17 protein-coding genes are annotated in these 17,099 nt (G+C 68.3%); 10 read left to right on the forward strand and 7 right to left on the reverse strand.

The annotated features are described in order from the left end of the window. The first annotated feature begins 194 nt into the window (after positions 1 to 194). From O5K31_RS13345 to O5K31_RS13360, 4 genes are all read left to right on the forward strand, one after another. On the forward strand, positions 195 to 860 hold the full coding sequence (locus O5K31_RS13345) for a glutathione S-transferase family protein (protein WP_269714098.1): 666 nt from the start codon (positions 195 to 197) through the stop codon (positions 858 to 860). Positions 861 to 896: 36 nt separating this feature from the next. Further along, positions 897 to 1,118 (forward strand): hypothetical protein, encoded by a 222-nt coding sequence (locus tag O5K31_RS13350; RefSeq protein WP_269714099.1) that lies wholly within the window; start codon positions 897 to 899, stop codon positions 1,116 to 1,118. Positions 1,119 to 1,222: 104 nt separating this feature from the next. After that, positions 1,223 to 1,696 (forward strand): transcription elongation factor GreA, encoded by a 474-nt coding sequence (gene greA / locus O5K31_RS13355; RefSeq protein WP_269714101.1) that lies wholly within the window; start codon positions 1,223 to 1,225, stop codon positions 1,694 to 1,696. Further along, positions 1,687 to 2,688 carry a mitochondrial fission ELM1 family protein gene (locus O5K31_RS13360; RefSeq protein ID WP_269714102.1) on the forward strand — a complete coding sequence of 334 codons (1,002 nt, stop codon included), beginning with the start codon at positions 1,687 to 1,689 and terminating at the stop codon, positions 2,686 to 2,688. The genes greA and O5K31_RS13360 overlap by 10 nt, the downstream gene beginning before the upstream one ends. Here O5K31_RS13360 and O5K31_RS13365 read toward each other — a convergent pair. From O5K31_RS13365 to O5K31_RS13385, 5 genes are all read right to left on the reverse strand, one after another. After that, positions 2,672 to 3,355 (reverse strand): class I SAM-dependent methyltransferase, encoded by a 684-nt coding sequence (locus O5K31_RS13365; RefSeq protein WP_269714103.1) that lies wholly within the window; start codon positions 3,353 to 3,355, stop codon positions 2,672 to 2,674. The two genes, O5K31_RS13360 and O5K31_RS13365, sit on opposite strands and share 17 nt — an antisense overlap. Before the next feature lie 76 nt (positions 3,356 to 3,431). Beyond that, complete coding sequence (locus O5K31_RS13370) at positions 3,432 to 4,133, reverse strand: class I SAM-dependent methyltransferase (RefSeq protein WP_269714104.1); 702 nt, start codon at positions 4,131 to 4,133, stop codon at positions 3,432 to 3,434. Next, positions 4,120 to 5,307, reverse strand: a complete 1,188-nt coding sequence (locus O5K31_RS13375) for an ATP-grasp domain-containing protein (RefSeq protein WP_269714105.1) — start codon at positions 5,305 to 5,307, stop codon at positions 4,120 to 4,122. The genes O5K31_RS13370 and O5K31_RS13375 overlap by 14 nt, the downstream gene beginning before the upstream one ends. Then, the gene (locus tag O5K31_RS13380) at positions 5,304 to 6,269 is read right to left on the reverse strand and encodes a hypothetical protein (RefSeq protein WP_269714106.1); all 966 of its coding nucleotides are present in this window, start codon (positions 6,267 to 6,269) and stop codon (positions 5,304 to 5,306) included. The genes O5K31_RS13375 and O5K31_RS13380 overlap by 4 nt, the downstream gene beginning before the upstream one ends. Beyond that, a complete protein-coding gene (locus tag O5K31_RS13385) occupies positions 6,266 to 7,327 on the reverse strand; it encodes an N-acetylneuraminate synthase family protein (RefSeq protein ID WP_269714107.1) in 1,062 nt (353 codons plus the stop codon). The genes O5K31_RS13380 and O5K31_RS13385 overlap by 4 nt, the downstream gene beginning before the upstream one ends. Before the next feature lie 101 nt (positions 7,328 to 7,428). Here O5K31_RS13385 and O5K31_RS13390 point away from each other — a divergent pair, with 101 nt between their 5' ends. Further along, entirely contained in the window at positions 7,429 to 8,148 is a 720-nt protein-coding gene (locus O5K31_RS13390; RefSeq protein ID WP_269714108.1) for a glycosyltransferase family protein, read from the forward strand. Between the two features lie 51 nt (positions 8,149 to 8,199). Further along, positions 8,200 to 9,201: a thioredoxin-disulfide reductase gene (gene trxB, locus O5K31_RS13395; RefSeq protein WP_269714109.1), complete on the forward strand. Its 1,002-nt coding sequence runs from the start codon at positions 8,200 to 8,202 to the stop codon at positions 9,199 to 9,201. 3 nt (positions 9,202 to 9,204) lie between these two features. Here trxB and O5K31_RS13400 read toward each other — a convergent pair whose 3' ends face one another. Then, positions 9,205 to 10,437 carry a cell wall hydrolase gene (locus O5K31_RS13400; protein WP_269714110.1) on the reverse strand — a complete coding sequence of 411 codons (1,233 nt, stop codon included), beginning with the start codon at positions 10,435 to 10,437 and terminating at the stop codon, positions 9,205 to 9,207. Then, a complete protein-coding gene (locus tag O5K31_RS13405; protein WP_269714111.1) occupies positions 10,391 to 10,870 on the reverse strand; it encodes a Dps family protein in 480 nt (159 codons plus the stop codon). The genes O5K31_RS13400 and O5K31_RS13405 overlap by 47 nt, the downstream gene beginning before the upstream one ends. 97 nt (positions 10,871 to 10,967) lie before the next feature. Here O5K31_RS13405 and O5K31_RS13410 point away from each other — a divergent pair, with 97 nt between their 5' ends. The 4 genes from O5K31_RS13410 (at position 10,968) to nadC (ending at position 17,007) form a co-directional block, all read left to right on the forward strand. Further along, positions 10,968 to 13,382, forward strand: coding sequence for a hybrid sensor histidine kinase/response regulator (locus O5K31_RS13410; protein WP_269714112.1), 2,415 nt, complete (start codon positions 10,968 to 10,970; stop codon positions 13,380 to 13,382). A 164-nt stretch (positions 13,383 to 13,546) separates the two neighbouring features. Then, positions 13,547 to 14,632, forward strand: coding sequence for a quinolinate synthase NadA (gene nadA / locus O5K31_RS13415; protein ID WP_269714114.1), 1,086 nt, complete (start codon positions 13,547 to 13,549; stop codon positions 14,630 to 14,632). A 24-nt stretch (positions 14,633 to 14,656) separates the two neighbouring features. Next, complete coding sequence (locus tag O5K31_RS13420) at positions 14,657 to 16,168, forward strand: L-aspartate oxidase (RefSeq protein WP_442867718.1); 1,512 nt, start codon at positions 14,657 to 14,659, stop codon at positions 16,166 to 16,168. After that, positions 16,165 to 17,007, forward strand: a complete 843-nt coding sequence (nadC, locus tag O5K31_RS13425; protein ID WP_269714117.1) for a carboxylating nicotinate-nucleotide diphosphorylase — start codon at positions 16,165 to 16,167, stop codon at positions 17,005 to 17,007. Before O5K31_RS13420 ends, nadC begins: the two co-directional genes overlap by 4 nt. Positions 17,008 to 17,099 lie beyond the last annotated feature (92 nt).

Raw genomic sequence — 17,099 nt, forward strand, 5'->3', positions numbered from 1 at the left:
ATGGGAGGTAGTGGGAGGGAAGACCGGCCGAATGTAAACGGGGGTTTGAAGGGGCGTTTCCTGAATAATCCCCGGCCAATCGCCCTCTGTCCGAATGAAATTCAGCGACCAACGGTCATCGCGCCGCAACGCCGCCGCTTCCCCCCGCCCGGCCCGTGAGGCACAGTGAACTGAACAACGATCAGGGAACCGCCATGCTCACCGTCCACCACCTCAACAACTCCCGCTCCCAGCGCGTGCTGTGGCTGCTCGAGGAGTTGGGCGTCCCCTACGAGGTCAAGCACTACCAGCGCGACGCCAAGACCATGCTGGCCCCGCCGGAACTGCGGGCCGTCCACCCGCTGGGCAAGTCGCCCGTCATCACCGACGGCGACATCACCGTCGCCGAGACCGGCGCCATCGTCGAATACATCCTGGAGCGCTACGGAAACGGCCGTCTGGTCCCCGCCGCCGGCACGCCGCAAAAGCTGGCCTATACCCACTGGCTGCACTTCGCCGAGGGGTCGGCCATGTCGCCCCTGCTGATGAAGCTGGTGTTCGGCGTCCTGCCCGACCGCGCGCCCAAGCTGCTCAAGCCCATCGTCAAGGGCATCTCGGCCAAGGCCCAGGCGGGCTTCGTCGATCCCCAGCTCAAGGCCCACCAGGCCTATTGGGAGGACACGCTGTCCAAGTCCGAATGGTTCGCCGGTCCGGAGTTCTCCGGCGCCGACGTCATGATGAGTTTCCCGATCGAGGCCGCCGCCTCCCGCGCCCCGTTCGGCGACGACAAGCCCAAGCTGAAGGCGTTCCTGGCCCGCATCCACGCCCGCCCCGCCTATAAGAAGGCGCTGGAGCGCGGCGGGCCGTACGCCTACGCCTAAAGCCGAACCTTCGCCTTGGTCGCGCGTTGTGGGGGCATGAAGCGCATCCCCCTCGCCGGCGGCCTTATACTGGCCGTGGTCGTCGCCCTCGCGGCGATCGTCGTCCTTGGACTCTTCTATGTTCTGGGGGCCGCCATCGGCGTGGCCGTCTTCGTCGCCTTGGGAATCGGTCTGATCGGTCTCATTGTTTACGGCTCGGCTCGCCTGGGCCGGCGGCCAAAAGTTGAGGAAATTCAACCTCCGGCCAAGCTTCCCTGATCAACTCTTGATCCGCGGGGCTTGGCCCCCTATCCTCTCAGCCCCCGGACGTCTGCGCCCGCGGCCGATCATGCAAACCCAGGGCGACCCGAGCTAAATCCGCAATGGAAAAAGTCCCGATGACCGCCGGGGGCTATACCGCCCTCGACGAAGAATTGAAGCGTCTCAAAACGATTGAGCGGCCGAACGTTATCGCCGCCATTTCGGAGGCGCGTTCGCACGGCGATCTCAGCGAGAACGCCGAGTACCATGCCGCCAAGGAGCGTCAGGGCTGGATCGAAGGCCGTATCGCCGAGATCGAGGACAAGATCGCTCGCGCTCAGGTCATCGACGTCTCCAAGCTGTCCGGCACTCAGGTGAAGTTCGGCGCCACCGTCAGCGTGGTCGATGAGGACACCGAGGAAGAGGCTCGCTACCAGATCGTCGGCGAGCACGAAGCCGACGTGAAGGCTGGCCGCGTGTCCATCGTCTCGCCCATCGCCCGCGCGATGATCGGCAAGGAGAAGGGCGATGTCGTCGAGGTGAACACCCCCGGCGGCGTGAAGGCCTACGAAATCCTCAAGGTCGAGTGGATCTAGCATCCGCCAAACCGTCCGAGCCGCTCGTCATCTGGGCGGTTTCGGACGGGCGCGCCGGAATCGAGGCCCAGGCCGTCGGCCTGGCCGAGGCCATCGCGCGCCAGACCCGCGCCCGCATCGTGGTCAAGCGCGTCGCCTATCGCGGCGATTGGGGAAAGCTGCCCTGGCGGCTGCATCCCTTCCCGCGCTCGACCCTGACGCCGCAAAGCGACATCACCGGCCCCTGGCCCGACATCTGGATCGGCTGCGGCCGAGCCAGCATTCCCCTGTCGATCCGCGTCAAGCGCTGGTCCAGGGGCAAGACCTTCGTGGTCCAGCTGCAGGACCCCCGCGCCCCGGTCCGCCTGTTCGACCTCGTCGCCCCGCCCAAGCATGACCGCCTGACCGGCGACAATGTCGTGCCGATCATCGGCTCGCCGCACCGGGTCACCCCGGCCCGCCTCGCTGCCGAACGCAAGGCCTTCGGGCGCAAGCTGGACCGCCTGCCCCATCCCCGGGTCGCCGTGCTGGTGGGCGGCAAGTCCAAGGCCTTCGACCTGTCCCAAACCCGCGCCGCCGCCCTGGCGCGCGAACTGGTCCTGCCGCTTGAACTCGAGGGCGGCTCGCTGATGGTGACCTTCTCGCGCCGCACCCCGCCCGAGGCCGTCGCCCTAATGACGTCGCGCCTGCGCCACCTGCCCGGCATGATCTGGAACGGCGAAGGCCCCAACCCCTATTTCGCGTTCCTGGCCGCCGCCGACTTCATCTGCGTTACCGAGGACAGCACCAACATGGCGGTCGAGGCCGCCGGCACCGGCAAGCCGGTCTTCGTGCTGAAGATGGACGGGGAGAGCCGCAAGTTCCGCGCCTTCCACCAGTCCCTGGAAGACCATGGCGCCGCCCGCCCCTTCGGCGGCCATTTCCACGGCTGGACCTACGAACCCCTGGCGGAAACCGACCGTCTGGCGAGTGAAGTGCTGGCGCGGATGGGCGTCTCTACCCAGGCCTTCTGAGCCAGACGGCCTCCCAGACGTGGCGCTCAGTATTCGCGTTGCGCCAAAGCTCGGTCCGCTCGCTGTTGAAGACCTCAAAGCCCGCTTCGCCGACTAACTCCAGAATCTGGTCCCTTTCCAGGAAGAGAAACCGCCCGCCGGCATGCTGCGGACTCCGCTCGTCGATTTCGACCAAGCCATCCGGCCGCAAGACGCCCGATTTGGAGAACGAAGTGTCCGGGTGGCGGAAGTTCGCCCACATGGCTCCGCCGGGCCGTAGCCAATCCGAGCATCGTTTCAGTTGAAGCTTCAGTTCTTGGATAGGCTGCAAATACATGACGCCGCATGCGAGGATGACATCGAGCGGACTTTCGAATTCGGCCGCCTCGAACGCCGAGAGCATCAGCTCCGAATCAATGCCGGCCGCTTGGCAGAAACCCCTGGCGGCGGCGATGGCGTCCTCGCTGACGTCAAGACCCATCGGCGAGTATCCGAACTCCTGAAGGGTGAGCAGATGTCGCCCGCCGCCGCAGCCGAGATCCAGTCCCCGTCCACCAACAGCGCCATCCCGCTTCAGTCGGCTCAGGAAACGGACGACGCCGACATCAGGATACAGTGCGTAACCCAGTCGCATGAGCCGGTCACCAAACCGGCGATTGACCTCAATGCTTTCGCGTACCGCGTCCATCACCGCCCCAACGTCTCATCCCGACATCAAGGTATTCGGATGATAGAGAGCAAAGTTACAGACAGGGGTTTCGGCCTTAGGCGGTTGGCTTCCTCAGCCAGTAGTTGTTCCAGACGTGGCGCTCCTGGCGATCAGCCTTGAGCAGGGTGATCCCCTCGCGGTTCACGATCTCGAACCCTGCATCCGTCACCAGCCGCTCGCACTGGGCTTCGTCGAGGAACAGATAGTTGCTCCCGGCATAGGCCCCAGCGCGGTCGTCCAGAGCGTAGAAGCCTTCGCCCAGCTTTTCACCCAGGCCGAAGAACCAGCTCTCTGGATCGCGGAAGTTGATCATCAGCGCTCCGCCGGGCTCCAAAACCTCATAGGCGCGGGCCAGATCAGCCGCCGCGGACTCTATAGAGGCGATGAAGAACACGCCGTAGGCGATGACGACCGAGAGGCTTTCCGGCGCGATGTCGGCGTCCTGGAAGGGCGCTTCTATGAGACGCACGTCCGTCACGCCGCGTTCGGCCAGGCCCTCGCGAGCGGCGGTCAGCGCATCGGCGCTGAAATCCAGACCCACGGGCGAAAAGCCATAGTCCGCCAGCAGCAGGAGATGCCGCCCGCTACCGCAACCGATGTCCAGCGCAGGTTTGCCGGCGTTCGCCGTACGGTCCGGGACCATCCGGGCCATGAAGCGGATCACTTCGCTGTCGGGATAGAGGAGCCGGTTCTTGCGGACCGCATTGCTCCAGAAGTCGCGACTGCGCTCAGCGAGGTTGGTGTCAGACGCGCTCAATTTCAATCTCCAGGGCCGCCAGGGCCGCCTGTGCGTTGGCGAGAGCTTCGTGCGAGTCGCCGCCGGTCGTCATCAGCCAGCCCCGCGCCATGGCGTCGGTACCGGTCCTCAGCGGCGCCAGCCGGTCGCCGACCGCCATGCGGACTTCGATGTCGAGCAGGCCCGGTGTCTTGGGAAGCGCTCCGACCGAGACCACCCGCCCCGCCGGCGTCGGCAGGAAGGCGAACACTACCGGCCGCCCCTCTCCCGGATGGGCCAGCGGCCCGCCCTCCCCCAGCGCAGTCAGAGCCGCGCCGATCAGGTCCGATCCGTAGATGGCGGGGTAGATTCGCGTCGTAATGTTATTGCCCGGGGCCCGGCCCGAAATCTCGATCAGGCTGGCCCGCCCGGCGGCGTCGACCATGACATCGGCGTTGATCAGGCAGTCCGTCAGGCCGATGGCTCGCGCGGCGGCCTCGACGACGTTTAGCACCGCGACGGTCGTCGCCTGCGGCGCCCGCGGCGGATGGATGTAGGTCAGCTCCTGTCGGTCAGGCGGGGGGGTCATGACCTTTTCGCGCACCAACAGACCGGTGAAGACGTCTGCGTAGATGGCCGCGTCCACACCGTACTCGGTCCCCTGCAGCGCCGCCTCGACCAGCCAGGACTCGCCGAGCGCGACATGGCCGGACGGGGCAAGGGCGAGCGCCTGATCAGTCGTCGCGCACAGCGCCACGCCCCGGCTGCCAGACCCGAAGGCCGGCTTCACCACACAGGGCGCGCCGACCTTGGCCACCGCTTCCGGCAGTTGAGCGGGATCGTCGATAGCGATCTGGGCCGCGACCGGAACCCCGGCGGCCGACAGGATGTCGTGCGCCAGGCGCTTGTCGGCGCAGGCCGCCGCCGCCGCCGGCTGCACGCCGCGCAGGCCCAGCGCGGCGTTCACCGCCGCCACTGTGGTCAGAAACCTTCCGATCGGGGCCGGCAGCGCTGCATCCACGCCGACCTCACGCGCGAAGGCGATCACCGCCGCCTCGTCGGCCACGTCGATGGGCCGCCAGATATCCGCCAGCGCGAACCCCGGCGCGCCGGGGTCGCGATCCACGGCCGCCACTTGCAGGCCCATGGCCTTGGCCATGCGGATGGGGTGAAGTTGTTCGGGGCCCGCACCCACGGCCAGCACCCGGCGGATCATCGGACGTCCTCCGCCATTCGCCGCAACACCTGCGCCACGCGCACCGCGCCCCTTCCATCCAGGGCCTCGAAACCGGCGGCCGCCAAGGCCGAGAGTTTGGCGCCGTCCTCGGCCAGCGCCAGCAACGCCGGGGCGGCGCATTCCAGCGGACCCAGGTCCGCCGCCACGCCCGCCGACGCCAGCCGCGCCACATAGGGCGTCATGTTCCGCCAGGAGACACAGGCTGTCGGCCGCCCAAGCACCATCGCCTCGTAGCTCGTCAGACCGCCGAGGGTGACGACTAGGTCGTGCGCCAGAATCAGCTCGGCCATGTCCTCCGGGGCCTCGATAAAGCTCACCCTGCCAGTATCCGCGCGCAGCGCATCCTTGCGCGCCCGTGGCATGGCGGGCCCCAGCGCCGCTGTCGCCGCGAACGGCGCCTCGGCCAGCCCCGCCGCCAGAACCTCGGTCGCCAGGGCCGGGTCCGCCCCGCCGAAGGTCAACAGAACTCGCGCCGCCCGTTCGCCGCTCCAGGGCGACGCCGGCCGCGCCGCCGCCACGTCAGGCCGCACCATGTGCCACTCGGCCCCGGCCAGCAGCCGCACCCCCGCTGGCGCGACCGCCGACGGCGTCACGTCGGTGTCGATCAGCAGGTCCGCGCCATAGTCGCCGAGGCTATCGTTGATGTGGACCAGCGGGCGAAGGCCCAAGGCCCGCGCCCGGTCGGAATCCCGTTTCGACAGACCCAGCAGATCGGTGACCAGCACCCCGCCGCGTCCTTCCAGAAACGCCCAGGCCTGGGCCCGCCCGGCGACGCGCATCACCGGACAGCCAGCGCGATCGAAGAATCCGTCATAGTCCGCAGCCGCCTCGACCAGCAGCACCGGCTGCTCGCCCGCCGCGACCAGCGCCTGGCACAGGGTCGCGCAACGCGACAGGTGCCCCACGCCAAGCTCCGGGCCGGCCGCACACCAGACGATCATGGCGCGGGCTTGAGATCGTCCCAGGTCAGCACCTGGCCGGCCGGCAGGTCGCGGCCGGGGGCCAATCCCACCACCGCCTCCGCCTGCATGGGATTGATGCCCCAGCCAGGACGAAGCGCTGTCAGATCCGCATCCGTGATCGCCTGACCAGCCTTGATGGGTCGCGCGGTGACCAGCGAGCGCACGGCGTTGCGGCGTTCCACAATCTCGCTCTCGGTGACGCCCAGGCGAACACCGCCGAGGGCCGCCTCCATCTCGCGCACGCCCCGGACAAGAGCAGCGAACTCCGCGGGGTCGGCGCTGAACCAGTGGTCGGGTCCATCAGCGGCCTTGTCGTAGGTGAAGTGCTTCTCGATCATCCGTGCGCCCAGGGCCACGGCCCCAAGCCCGGCCGTGACGCCGATGGAATGGTCCGACAGTCCGACCGGCGCATCGGGATAGATCCCCTGCAGGGCGGGGATGGACCGCAGGTTCATCTCGTCCATGGGCGCGGGGTACTGGGCGATGCAGTGCAGCAGCACCAACTCCTTGCAGCCGCCCCTGCGCAGACGGCTGACCGCGGCGTCCACCTCAGCAAGGGTATGTTTGCCCGTCGACATGATCACCGGCTGGCCCGTGGCCGCCAGGGCGTCGAGCATTCGGCCGTATTGGATGTCGGACGAGGCGATCTTCCATCCCGGCGCGCCCAGCCCGCTCAGAAAGCCGATGCCGTCCAGACTGAACGGGGTGGAGAAGATGGTCACCCCCAGACGCTTGGCCTCGGCGAAGATAGCGGCATGCGCGTCGCGCGGCAGAGCCAACCGGTCGAACAGGCCGCCGATGGTCTCGGACCGCTCAAGTCCCTCCGGACCCCAGGTGATCACCCGCTCGGGGTCGGCCACCAGTTCGGCGGCGGTATAGGTCTGCAGCTTGACCGCGTCGGCCCCCGCCGCGGCGGCCAGGCGCACCAGTTCCAGGCACTTGTCGGGATCGCCGTCGTGATTGGCCCCGATCTCGGCCACGAGATAGCAGGGCTCGCCCTCGCCGATGTGCCGGTCGCCGAACTTGATCCTGGCCATGAACTTCAGCGCCTCCCGGGCCGCGACCTTCCCCTGAATCGCCAAATCAAACCAGCGAGCAGGTTTGCAGATTGCAAACCTGGGCCGCATACCTTGATCCCATGACCACGGTCGCCATCACCCAGGCGCGGATGACCTCCGAGCGCCTGCCCGGCAAGATCCTGCTGCCCCTGGCGGGAGCCCCCCTGCTAGCCCGCCACCTTGCGCGACTGGCCAGAGCCCGAAGCCTCGACCGGGTCGTCGTCGCCTCGCCGACAGGTTCAGTCTCCGATCCGATCCGCGAGCTATGTGCTGGTCTCGGCTTCACGGTCATCGACGGTCCCGAAGAGGATGTTCTCGCCCGTTTCATGAACGCCGCCCGCGCGACCCAGGCCGACATCATCGTCCGTGTCACTTCCGATTGCCCGTTCATCGACCCCGAACTGGTCGATCTCGTCATCGCGCGCCGGGCCGAGGCCAACGCCGACTACGCCACTCTGGACGCCCCCGGCGTCTACCCGCGCGGCCTGGACGTGGAGGTATTCACCCGCGCGGCGTTGGAGGCCGTTGGCGCGGAAGCGGTCGGTCGTCACGACCGCGAGCACGTCACCCCCTTCATCCGCAACCAGCCGGACCGTTTCTCGACCCTGCGTGTGGCGGCCGAGGGCGCGGGCGGCGATTATCGCCTCTGCGTGGATACGGCGGCCGATCTAGCCCTCGCGCGGACGCTCTATGAACACTTCGGCGGCGATGATTTTAGCTGGCGCGACGTGGTCGCGATCCTCGACGCCCGCCCCGACTGGGCGGCGCTTAACGCCGACGTGATCCAAAAAGCAGTGTGACGCCGGACCAGCGTGACTCCAACGGCGAAGAATCTTCGCTACATAGAGCCCATGTCCGACCCTCGCACCACTCGCTGCCTGATCATTGGTTCAGGCCCCGCCGGCTACACCGCGGCCATCTATGCCGCCCGCGCCTTGCTCAAGCCCGTCTTGATCGCCGGGATCCAGCCCGGCGGCCAGCTGACCATCACCACGGACGTGGAGAACTATCCGGGCTTCGCCGACGTCATCCAGGGTCCCTGGCTGATGGATCAGATGCGCGCCCAGGCCGAGCACGTGGGCACGGAGATGATCAACGACATCGTCCTGTCCGTGGACCTGTCCAAGCGCCCCTTCCACGTGAAGTGCGACAGCGGCGCCGAATGGCTGGCCGAGACCCTGATCATCGCCACCGGCGCCCAGGCCAAGTGGCTGGGCATCGAGAGCGAGTCCAAGTTCCAGGGCTTTGGCGTCAGCGCCTGCGCCACCTGCGACGGCTTCTTCTATCGCGGCAAGGAAGTGGTCGTGGTCGGCGGCGGCAACACCGCGGTCGAAGAAGCCCTGTTCCTCACCAATTTCGCCAGCAAGGTCACCCTGGTTCACCGCAAGGACGAACTGCGGGCGGAAAAGATTCTGCAAGAGCGCCTTCTGGCCCACCCGAAGATCGAAGTGGTCTGGGACAGCGTGCTGGATGAAGTCACCGGTGACAGCGACCCCATGGGCGTCACCGGCGTACGCCTTAAGAACATCAAGACCGGCGAAACCCGCGATCTGTCCTGCGACGGCGTGTTCATCGCCATCGGCCACGCCCCGGCGTCGCAACTCTTCGCCGGCCAGCTGGAGATGGACTCCAGCGGTTATCTGAAGGTCAAGGCGGGCACCGCCTCGACCGCCGTCCAGGGCGTCTACGCCGCCGGCGACGTAACCGACGACGTCTATCGCCAGGCCGTCACCGCCGCCGGCATGGGCTGCATGGCCGCGCTGGAGGCCGTGCGCTTCCTGGCCGAGGAAGATCACCTGAAGGCCAACCACCCTATCAGCCATGCCGAGGCCGAGAAGATCGGCGCCTGGTAGCTACTACGGCTTAGGCGGCGCGGTGCTGACCGGCGCGTCAGGGTCGACGGGGGCCGCCGGAGCGGGGCGCATGCGCTCCTCCAGGGCCTTCAGGCGCGCATTGATCTGCTCCATCTCCTCCGGTGTCGCCTGACGACGGCCGGCGATGGTGCTGCGGACGCGGGTGCGAAGACCGTCGGGCGCGGCGGCGTCGGGGACCTGCACCACCTCGATGCGCCCGGTGGGGCCCGGGATGGTCACCGTCTTGGTGGTCACCACCTTGCCATCGACGATCAAGCTGTCCGGCGTCGGATTCTGGGTGCGTGGGTCGAATCCGGTCAGCACCGCCGCGCTCAGCTTCAACTCCCCGCCGGCATAGCGGCCGGTGAAGGCCGCCGGCTCACCCGACGGTCCCGTCCAGCGATAAAAGATGTGCGCCCCGATTTGGCGCAGCTTGACCAGGGTCGGCGCCCAGTATGGCGCCACATAGTCGGCGTGATAGTGCGTGGCCGTCCCGACGCTCTTCAGCACGAAGCCGCTCAGGGCCCGGCGAGCCACGGCCTGCGCCTGGGCGTAGATGGTCGGATTCAACGGCCGGGACAGCGACCCGTCGCAGGTGAAGCTGAACTGGCAGCCGGTCACCCGTTGCGAGCCTTCGAACACCACCCCGCAGACCGACTTGGGATAGCCAGGATGGCGCATGCGGTTCAGCACGGTCTGGGCCACCGCCTGCTGCCCCTCCAATGGCTCATAGGCGGCCTCGAAATAGACGGCTTGCGACAGACATTGCAGAGCGCGTTCCCGCTCGGCTCCGCTGGCCTTGAGCACGAAGGGCTTGGCCGGGGCCAACGGCAGGGGCGAGGCCGCCTTGAAAGCGTTGATCTTGCGGGCGGTGTCGAAATCGACCTGGGTCAGGGCCAGGGTCGGCAGGGTCTTCAGGTCAAGCCGTTCCCAGCCCGGCACTCGACCCCAATAGTCCAGCTTGGGTAGCGGGTCATGCCGTCGGGCCACGGCCAGAGCGGCATCGTCCATGTCGGCGGTCAGACGGCCGAACGCCCGGTCTGACAGACCCCGCGCCGTGGCGGCCACGCCCTCGGCCTTGCCCGATCCGCGGGCGAGGTAATAGCGGCTGGCGCACGCGCCCAGCCCCGCCACGGCGACGACCGCCGTGGCGAGTGCGAGCCCGCGGAGCAGGCGCGCGCGCAGCAGCCTACTTCCCGTCGAGGGTCGAGCGGAGCATCCAGGCGTGCTTTTCATGCGCCGCCAGGCGTTGGGTGATCAGATCGACGGTGGCCTCGTCGCCTGCTTCTTCCGCCGGCTCGACCGCCGACCGCAGGGTCGCGATCAGGGTCTCGTTGTCGGCCAGCAGTTCCTTGAGCATGGCTTCCCAGCCGTTCTCGGGATCTCCGTCACGAATGGCCGACAGGTTGCCGAACGCGCCGTAGCCCATGGGCGCTGCGACAGCCAGGGCGCGCAGGCGCTCGGCGATCAGGTCCAGGGCCGCCCACTCCTCGGTGTACTGGCCCTCCAGCAGGATGTGCAGCGACTGGAAATACGGGCCGCGGACGTTCCAGTGATAACCGTGCGTCTTCAGATAGACCGCGTAGCTGTCGGCCAGCACCTTCGACAGCGCCTCGCCGATAGCCTTGCGTTGAGCGTCGGTGAACCCGGTGTTGATCTTGGCCGGCATGCGTATCTCCTCTGTTGCATCGCTAAGGTATGGTCGTCCATCTTGGTGACAAGATGTAGCAGGGTTCACGACGCGCTGTCGGAGGTACAACGACCGGATGTCGAAGGACGGCGCTCGCAAGCTCAGCTTTAGCCCAGAACGCGTAGCCATGCGCCTGGCGCCCATAAGATCGCCAGGTTTCATCGGTGGCTTCGCCGTGACGGCCGCCGCGATCGGCGGCGCGGTCCTGCTCTATCTGGCCGTGGCGAATATCTCGAAGGAGATCAGCCCGACCCAGGCCTTCTTCCCCGCCCTGATCCTGGCGACCCTCTATGGCGGCTGGCGTTGGGGGGCGGTCTGCATCGCGGCGGGCGTCGCCGTCACCTGGTGGCGGTGGGTCGGAATGAGCGGTGACACGCTCACGCCGCTACGGCAGGGCGCGCTGGTGCTCTATCTGCTGGCCGCGGCGCTCACCGCCGGGGCGGCGGAGGCTCTGCGCGCCACCATCATCCGCCTGGACGAGGCCAACCGCGCCCGAGCCAAGGCGGAACAGGCCCTGACCGCCAGCGAGGCGCGCTTCGGCGCGGCCCAGGCCGCCATCGGGCTGGGCGTCTGGGAATGGGATTTGGCGACCGGCGACATCTACTGGTCCCCAGGCTTTCGCCGCAATATCGGCATCCCCGTCCAGGAGAAAGCCAGCTTCGAAGGTTTCCTGAGCCATATCGACGCCGAAGATCGGGAGAATGTCCGGACGGTAGTGCTCGAGGCGGCCCAGAGCGGCGGCGTCTATGAGGTCGAGTATCGGCCGGCCAGATCCGAGAACGCGCCCGAACGCTGGCTGCACAGCCGCGGCGAGATCGTCACCGATCCCGATGGGAGCCGGCGCCTGATCGGCGTGAACTTCGAGGTGACCGAGCGCCGCGCCGCCGTGGGCGCCCTGCGCGAGAGCGAGGCCCGCTTCCGCGCCCTGGCCGACAGCGCCCCGGCCCTGATGTGGGTTTCCCGCTTGGGCGGCCGACGCGAGTTCGTCAACCGCGCCTATGTCGAGTTCGCCGCCCTCGACTTTGAAACCGCCCTCGACCTGGATTGGCGCGACGTCCTGCATCCGGAAGACCTGCCCCGCATCCTCAAGGAGCAGATCGCCGGCGAAACCTCGATGAAGCCCTTCTCGCTGGAAGCGCGCTACCGCCGCTCGGACGGCGAATGGCGCTGGTTGAAATCCTACAGCCAGCCCCGCTATGGGCCGGGCGGCGAGTTCATCGGCTTCATCGGCATCGGCTTCGACGTCACCGAGGCCAAGCAGGCCCAGATGGCCCTCGCCCAGGTCAACGTCTCCCTGACCGAGCGCACCGAAGTCGCCTTGGCCGAGCGCGACGCCGCCCAGGCCGCCCTCATCCAGTCGCAGAAGCTCGAGGCCGTCGGCCAGCTGACCGGCGGGGTGGCGCACGACTTCAACAACCTGCTCACCGTGGTCATCGGCGCGCTCGACATCGTCCTGAAGAACCCCGAAGACGTCCGTCGCCGTGACCGCCTGCTGGACGCCGCCATGTCGGCCGCCCGTCGGGGCGAGCGCCTGACTCAGCAGTTGCTGGCCTTCTCCCGCCGCCAGCCCCTGCGGCCGGAGGTGCTGCACGCCGACGCCTTGATCACCGAGCTGGAGCCCCTGCTCCGCCGCGCCATCGGCGACGCCGTCAGCCTGGAGCTGAACCTCGCGGCTGAGGCCTGCGCCGCCCGCATCGACGCCAGCCAGTTCGAGGCCGCTCTGCTGAACATGGCCGTCAACGCCCGCGACGCGGCGCCCAGCGGTCACATCGTCATCGGCACCGAATGCATCGACGCCCCGCCGACAAGCGACCTTCCGGACGGCAAGTATCTGAAGGTCTATGTCCGTGACGATGGCGAGGGCATGGATTCCGAAACCGCCGCCAGGGTGTTCGAGCCGTTCTTCACCACCAAGCCCGTAGGCAAGGGCACCGGCCTCGGCCTCAGCCAGGTCTATGGCTTCGCCAAGCAAAGCGACGGCGCGGCCCTGATCGACAGCGTGCCCGGACAAGGCGCCACCGTCTCGCTGCTGCTGCCCGTGGTTTCCGATCCCGTCGACAAGCCCGAGACGCCGCCCGCCCCGGAGGCGCCGCCCGTCAGCACCAGCATCACGATCCTGCTGGTCGAGGACGACGAGGATGTGGGCGAGTTGGTCGAGACCATGCTCATGGAACTGGGCCACCGGGTCCTTCGCGCCGATCAAGTGGAAGCCGCCCTCAAGATCGCGGGCTCTGATCCCAGCATCGGCTTGGTCCTGACGGACGTCATCATGCCAGGCGGATCGAGCGGCGTTGATCTGGCCAAGGCCCTGGCCCGCTTGCGGCCCGGCTTGCCGGTCATGCTGTCGTCGGGCTACACCGGCGAGGAACTGGCCCTGGCCGAAGCCGCGCCCTGGCCCCTGCTGCGCAAGCCCTTCACCCTGGATGGCCTGGCGGTCGCCATCGCCCACGCCATCGAACAGCCCGCCGCGATCGCCAAGGCTCCGGCCTAGCCACTGCAAGCTTTTTCGCCATGCCCCTTTCCGTTGCCCCGTTTGAGGTCTATATGTCTTAAGCGACTTTTGCTCACTTTCAGCATAAGTCGGGCGCCGGCGCTCTTCGGCCCGGCGTTTTTTCAGGCTCCACTAATGCTCATTTTGAGCATAAGGAGGATTGAGTGGCTGACGGTTCCGCCCATCTGGTCTTCACCCCCGAGGTCGAGGCCCTCACCGCTCCCCTATGGGAGAAGGTGAAAGCTCATGTCAGCCCGCTGGAGTGGCGGCTGCACGCGCCTCTGATCGCCGAGATCAACCGGCTAAAGCGCGAGAAGAACGCCGCCATCCTCGCTCACAATTACATGACCCCCGAGATCTTCCACGGTGTCGGCGACTTCGTGGGCGACAGCCTGGCCCTGGCTAAGGAAGCGGCCAAGTCGGACGCGGCCATCATCATCCAGGCCGGCGTTCACTTCATGGCCGAGACCTCAAAGGTCCTGGCGCCCGAGAAAAAGGTGCTGATCCCCAGCCTCGACGCGGGCTGCTCCCTCGCCTCCTCGATCACCGGCGCCGATGTGGCCCTGATCAAGCAGCGCTATCCCGGCGTCCCGGTGGTCACCTATGTGAACACCACCGCCGACGTGAAAGCCGAGACCGACATCTGCTGCACCAGCGCCAACGCCGTGCAGGTCGTGGAATGGGCGGCAAAGGAGTGGGGAACCGACCGTGTCATCCTGATCCCCGATGAGTTCCTGGCCCGCAACGTCGCCCGCCAGACCGACGTGAAGATCATCGCTTGGGCCGGCCGTTGCGAGGTTCATGAGCGCTTCACCGCCGCCGACATCCTGGAGATCAAGGCCGCCTATCCGAACGCCGAGGTCTTGGCCCACCCCGAATGCCCGGCCGAAGTGCTGGAGGTGTCGGACTTCGCCGGCTCCACCGCCGCCATGAACGACTATGTGGTCAGCCGTAAGCCCAAGCAGGTGGTGCTGATCACTGAATGCTCCATGGCCGACAACGTCGCCGCCGATGCGCCGGACACCGAGTTCGTCCGGCCCTGCAACCTGTGCCCACACATGAAGCGCATCAGCCTGGAGAACATCTACGACGCCCTGGTCAACGAGCGCTTTGAGGTGACGGTGGACCCCGCCATCGCTGACCGCGCCCGCCTGGCCGTACAGCGGATGATCGACCTGCCGCCTCCCGCCCAGCCGGCCCGCTACGACCTGGTCAAGGCCCGCCACCACGTGGACGTGGAGCTGATCTAGCTCCTGCTTTGGATGGAGGTCCCCATGGACCGCATCACGATCGATGGCCCGCTCATCCTGGGCGCGGGACTGGCCGGCCTCACCGCCGCGCTTTCGGCCGCGCCGCGCCAGGCGCTGGTGCTTAGCGCCGCGCGCTTGAACGAAGGCTGCTCCTCGGCCTGGGCGCAGGGGGGCATGGCCGCCGCCCTGGCCGGCGACGACACGCCGGAGCTGCACGCCGCCGACACCATGGCCGCAGGCGCGGGCCTTTGCGACCCCGCCGCCGTGACCCTGCTGACGCGCGAGGGGCCGGACGCCGTCCGCCGCCTGGCCAATCTCGGCGCGCCCTTCGACCGCACCGCCGACGGCGGCTTCGCCCAGAGCCTGGAGGCCGCCCACGGTCGCGCCCGCGTCGCGCGGGTCGGCGGCGACGGCGCCGGCCGCGCCATCATGGCTTCGGTGATCGCCGCCGCCCAGGCCGCGCCCCACATCGAAATCCGCGAGAACGCCCGCGCCGTCGCCCTGCTGCAGGACGCGACCGGACGGGTGCGCGGCGCCCTGGTCGAACAGGCCGGAGCCCTGATCGAAATCCGCGCCGCCGCGGTCATCCTCGCGACCGGCGGTCTCGGCGGCCTCTATGCCGTGACCACCAACCCGCGCGCCGTCCGTGGCGAGGGTCTGGGGCTCGCGGCCCTGGCCGGCGCCCGCATCGCTGACCCCGAGTTCGTGCAATTCCACCCGACGGCCATCGACATCGGCGCCGATCCCGCTCCCCTGGCCACCGAGGCGCTGCGCGGCGAAGGCGCCTTCCTGGTCGATGTGTTCGGCGAGCCCTTCATGGCCCGCTACGACGCCCGTGGCGACCTGGCTCCCCGCGACGTGGTCGCCCGCGCCCTGCACGCCGAACGCGCCGCCGGCCGCATGACATTCCTCAACGCCATCGAGGCTGTGGGGCCGAACTTCCCGCACGAATTCCCGGCGGTGTTCGAGGCCTGCCGCGCCGGCGGCATCGACCCGCGCCGCGAGCTGATCCCTGTCGCCCCGGCCGCCCACTACCACATGGGCGGCGTCTGGACCGACCTGGACGGCCGCACGTCGCTGCCCGGCCTGTTCGCGGCGGGCGAGGCGGCCTGCACGGGCGTTCATGGCGCCAACCGCCTGGCCTCCAACTCCCTGCTGGAAGCCGCCGTGTTCGGCGCGCGGGCGGGTCAGGCCGCGCGGGACCAGGCCATGGCCACGATGGAGATACTGCCCGCTTCCGTTACACCTGACCTGCCCGCTGACGCCCTCAACACCCTACGCGCCGCCATGACCCGCGACGCCGGCGTGGTCCGCGACGCGGCGGGCCTCACCCGCCTGACCGGCCTCATCGACGAGATGGAACGCTCCCAAGGCCTGTCGCCGTCCCTGGCCGCCGCCAAGCTGGTCGCCACCGCCGCCCTCGACCGCCGCGAAAGCCGGGGCGGCCACTACCGCGCAGACTTCCCGCAAACCGACGCCGCGCGCCGCACCTTCATCGAAGGCCTCGACGCCCGCAGCCTGATCGCCGCCGAATGATCGCCCCGCTTCCCGATGTCCTGATCGAACCTATCGTCCGCGCCGCCTTGGCCGAGGACCTGGGCCGGGCGGGCGACGTCACCGCCATGGCGACCATCGACGCCGACGCCCGCCTGTCGGCCACCTTCGGCCTGCGCAAGGACGGCCATATCGCCGGCCTGGCCTGCGCGCGCCTCGCCGTCCTGGCCATGGACCCGACGGCGACCTTCGAGGCGCTGGTCGAGGACGGGACCGCCGCCAAGGCCGGCGCTGTCCTTGCCCGGGTCGAGTCCAACGCCCGCGCCCTGCTGTCGGCCGAGCGCACGGCTCTGAACCTGCTATGCCGGCTGTCCGGCGTCGCCACCCTGACCTCAGCCTATGTGGCGGCTGTCGAAGGGACGAAAGCCCGCATCGTCGACACCCGCAAGACAACGCCGGGCCTGCGCGCGCTGGAGAAGTACGCCGTTCGCTGCGGCGGCGGCGTCAACCACCGCTTCGGCCTGGATGACGCCATCCTGATCAAGGACAACCACGTGGCCGCCTGCGGCTCGGTGGGCGAGGCCGTCCGCCGCGCCCGTGCGTTCGCCGGCCACCTGATGAAGGTGGAAGTCGAGATCGACCGCCTGGATCAGCTGGAGGACGCCTTGGCCCACGGCCCGGACGTGGTCATGCTCGACAACTTCACCCTGGATGACCTACGCGCCGCTGTGTCCCAGGCTAAGGGTCGCGCGGTGCTTGAAGCGTCCGGCGGCGTGAACCTCTCCACCGTCCGCGCCATCGCGGAAACGGGAGTGGATGTGATCAGCGTCGGCGCCCTCACCCACTCGGCGCCGGTCCTGGATATCGGACTGGACGCTTAGCGCATTGCGTCATTCGAGACGGCCTTCGGCCTCCTCAGGATGACGGATTCCGTAGAGCAACAACTTCGTCATGCTGAGGAGCGCGCAGCGCG

Source organism: Caulobacter sp. NIBR2454, assembly GCF_027474405.1.
Taxonomy (GTDB): Bacteria; Pseudomonadota; Alphaproteobacteria; order Caulobacterales; family Caulobacteraceae; genus Caulobacter.

What these genes read in the sequence shown, in the direction of transcription:
- O5K31_RS13345 (WP_269714098.1), top strand. Translation starts at nt 195, where the DNA reads ATGCTCACCGTCCACCACCTCAACAACTCCCGCTCCCAGCGCGTGCTG.
- nadC (WP_269714117.1), top strand. Translation starts at nt 16,165, where the DNA reads ATGATCGCCCCGCTTCCCGATGTCCTGATCGAACCTATCGTCCGCGCC.
- O5K31_RS13400 (WP_269714110.1), bottom strand. Translation starts at nt 10,437, where the DNA reads ATGAAAAGCACGCCTGGATGCTCCGCTCGACCCTCGACGGGAAGTAGG.
- O5K31_RS13385 (WP_269714107.1), bottom strand. Translation starts at nt 7,327, where the DNA reads ATGGCCAGGATCAAGTTCGGCGACCGGCACATCGGCGAGGGCGAGCCC.
- O5K31_RS13365 (WP_269714103.1), bottom strand. Translation starts at nt 3,355, where the DNA reads ATGGACGCGGTACGCGAAAGCATTGAGGTCAATCGCCGGTTTGGTGAC.
- O5K31_RS13420 (WP_442867718.1), top strand. Translation starts at nt 14,657, where the DNA reads ATGGACCGCATCACGATCGATGGCCCGCTCATCCTGGGCGCGGGACTG.
- O5K31_RS13375 (WP_269714105.1), bottom strand. Translation starts at nt 5,307, where the DNA reads ATGATCCGCCGGGTGCTGGCCGTGGGTGCGGGCCCCGAACAACTTCAC.
- O5K31_RS13390 (WP_269714108.1), top strand. Translation starts at nt 7,429, where the DNA reads ATGACCACGGTCGCCATCACCCAGGCGCGGATGACCTCCGAGCGCCTG.
- trxB (WP_269714109.1), top strand. Translation starts at nt 8,200, where the DNA reads ATGTCCGACCCTCGCACCACTCGCTGCCTGATCATTGGTTCAGGCCCC.
- O5K31_RS13350 (WP_269714099.1), top strand. Translation starts at nt 897, where the DNA reads ATGAAGCGCATCCCCCTCGCCGGCGGCCTTATACTGGCCGTGGTCGTC.
- O5K31_RS13405 (WP_269714111.1), bottom strand. Translation starts at nt 10,870, where the DNA reads ATGCCGGCCAAGATCAACACCGGGTTCACCGACGCTCAACGCAAGGCT.
- O5K31_RS13380 (WP_269714106.1), bottom strand. Translation starts at nt 6,269, where the DNA reads ATGATCGTCTGGTGTGCGGCCGGCCCGGAGCTTGGCGTGGGGCACCTG.
- greA (WP_269714101.1), top strand. Translation starts at nt 1,223, where the DNA reads ATGGAAAAAGTCCCGATGACCGCCGGGGGCTATACCGCCCTCGACGAA.
- O5K31_RS13410 (WP_269714112.1), top strand. Translation starts at nt 10,968, where the DNA reads ATGTCGAAGGACGGCGCTCGCAAGCTCAGCTTTAGCCCAGAACGCGTA.